General features: G+C 59.6%; 2 protein-coding genes and 1 pseudogene. All 3 read left to right on the top strand.

Annotated elements, in window-relative coordinates; all coding sequences use genetic code 11:
* The first annotated feature begins 122 nt into the window (after positions 1-122).
* Positions 123-1,388 (top strand): hypothetical protein, encoded by a 1,266-nt coding sequence (locus K206_RS43485; RefSeq protein WP_155888423.1) that lies wholly within the window; start codon positions 123-125, stop codon positions 1,386-1,388.
* A gap of 97 nt (positions 1,389-1,485) precedes the next feature.
* Complete coding sequence (locus tag K206_RS42425) at positions 1,486-1,773, top strand: PAAR domain-containing protein (RefSeq protein ID WP_081651641.1); 288 nt, start codon at positions 1,486-1,488, stop codon at positions 1,771-1,773.
* A 77-nt stretch (positions 1,774-1,850) separates the two neighbouring features.
* Positions 1,851-2,303, top strand: a pseudogene (locus K206_RS43480) (type VI secretion protein VasK); the annotation flags it as partial.

Below are 2,303 nucleotides of genomic sequence, written 5' to 3'. Positions count from 1 at the left end.
TCCCTTCAGTTCACCAGAAGCGCTACGAATCCCGCGATGCTGCCGCAGACAGGTGTCACCGCGCGCATGCGCTTGCGGCACATCCCCTCGTCTTGTTTGGCACGGAATGACCGGAGCAGAACATGGCTGTTGATTTCTCGCTGCTGCCGACAGAAGAGCCCGAGATGACCACGCGGCCGTCGCGAGTGGTATGGGCGATCGCGTTCCTTGCCATGGCACTGGGAGGCGCATTGGCGGTTCTCCTGTTATGGCCGAAGCATTTGCCGACGCACACATGGAGATTCTGGCTAACCCTGGCCCTTTTCCCCGTGGGGCTGCCTACCTGGATAGTGCTGCGCCGGTATGGTCATCATGAGGGCCGCAGGCTCGACGTTCTGATGCGCAACGAAGCGATTCGCAGGTACAACGCGCACGTCTTTGCCGTGGCGGCGCGTCCGCTGGCGGTGCTCGGTGCGGCTCATCGGATCTCGTCGGATCGGAATGAGAACGCACTGGCCGGCATACAGGCTGGTACGGTCAGGATCGCTACTCAGGAGCCCATCGCCAACGAAGGCGATCCAGTGAGGGCTCGCTGGTTGGATGTGCCTGGCGTACAGCCTGTGCCCGGTGGAAAAGAGAGAGACGAGGTGCGCCATTGCGAGGTGACGCGATGGCTGTATTCAGAGCTGCTTGACGAGCTTTCAGTACAAATTCGAGCGTTACCTCTGCAAACTGGTCTGGGCATTTGTCTTTGGGTCTCGGGTGGATTGCGAAGGCAGGACTATGTGGCGCTCTGGCGGAAAGCCTGGCAAGAACGTCGGTTTCGAGCCATGGAGATTGTTGAAGAGACTGAGCCAACCAGTCTTCGTGTTCTCGATGACTGGCTCGACGAGATTGCTGGCCAGGGTGAACGCCACGCGAGGCTGATCGTAGCCATTCAACTGCATCCGGTGCTGAGCGCCACGCCGCCCTCTGGCGCGGCCGAGGCGGGCGTGGCGATCCTGCTCATGCCAGACGAACCAGCAAGCAGGTTGGCCGTGATGCGTCAGGCAAACCTCCATCGTCCAGTACACGGCCCTTTTGAACAGTCGAACGACGTCTTGTCACATGCTCTTAAATGGGGCGATATCACGGCTGCGGGCATCAAGGGTGTCTGGCGGACCGGTCTCGACGCGGCAAAGGCTGGCGCTCTGCACAGCGAGGCCATGAAGATGGGACTCGGCGCACAGCCCGTAGATCTCGATCAGACCGCAGGACATGCCGGGACAGCAGCAGCTTGGCTCGCAATCGCGTGTTCGGCGGGAACGCTGTCCGGCGGCGCTCCAAACCAGCTTGTATTTGTCGGCGAGCCGGACGGTGTGGATGTCGCGGTGATTCGACGGCAATCGCTCGAAACGGGGCCAGTCTAGATAGCGGCTTGGCCGTGATCCATGGTCAAGCTGCCAAGGCGGTTGGTTCGTTGGCGCTTCAGCGTTTCGGAGGACGATGCATAGGGAGCGGATTTTGGTGAGACGTTACGACATCACGAAAGGGGATTTCACCACGCTGGGTGGAGTCGTTGTGGGCGGTGACGGTGGCGACATGCTGGGCGGCCGTGAGCAGGCCTATGAGAATGATCTGGTGTGGTGTCCAGTCTGCAAGACGATGGGGCGGATCGTTTGCGTTGGTCCGCGATTGGTGATGACGGGGCCTGACGCGCGACAAGCGGCTTTGAGCGATGACCTTTGTGTCTGTGGCTGTGAGCCGAGTCCGCGGCTGATGCCGTCACAGCGCTCATCGTATATGGATGTCTAGGTTCACAGGACAGGTGACGTTCACGTCGACCTTTCCAGACAGGCTCGATACGCGAGCATGAGGATATTCACCAAACAATGAAGAAGCTGCGGATCGACCTGGTCTCGATACTCGTTCTTGCCCTGTTGATTGCCGGTGCCGTCTGGCTATGGGGTGAGTCCATAGGCATCAAGACGCCTGAAGCGCGAAGCTATTGGCTATCGGCGGTGGCTGTTGGCACGCTCGTGCTAGCCATTCTCGCATCGCTTGATCGCGTGAGCCGTTGGTGGGACGCACTGAATGGGCTGAGAAGGTGGCTGGGATCCCGAACGTCGGAGATGGTTGGTACAACGCAAGCGAGCATTGTTACCGTCGATGGTCGAACGAATGTGACATTGGACCCTTTGGTGCGATTTCGTCAGACAGGGAGGCAGCAATATGGTCTTCGCTGGCACTATCGCCAACCTTGGCTACTTCTAACCGGCGATGACCATGCCATCGCCAAATTCCTTCCTGATCTTGCCGAGCCAGGTTGGCTGATCACCCCTGAC

The organism is Cupriavidus sp. WS, from assembly GCF_000395345.1.
Taxonomy (GTDB): Bacteria; Pseudomonadota; Gammaproteobacteria; order Burkholderiales; family Burkholderiaceae; genus Cupriavidus; species Cupriavidus basilensis_B.
Note: the sequence above shows the minus strand (reverse complement) of the source record. Positions and strands in the feature narration are given on the sequence as shown.

What these genes read in the sequence shown, in the direction of transcription:
- K206_RS43485 (WP_155888423.1), top strand. Translation starts at nt 123, where the DNA reads ATGGCTGTTGATTTCTCGCTGCTGCCGACAGAAGAGCCCGAGATGACC.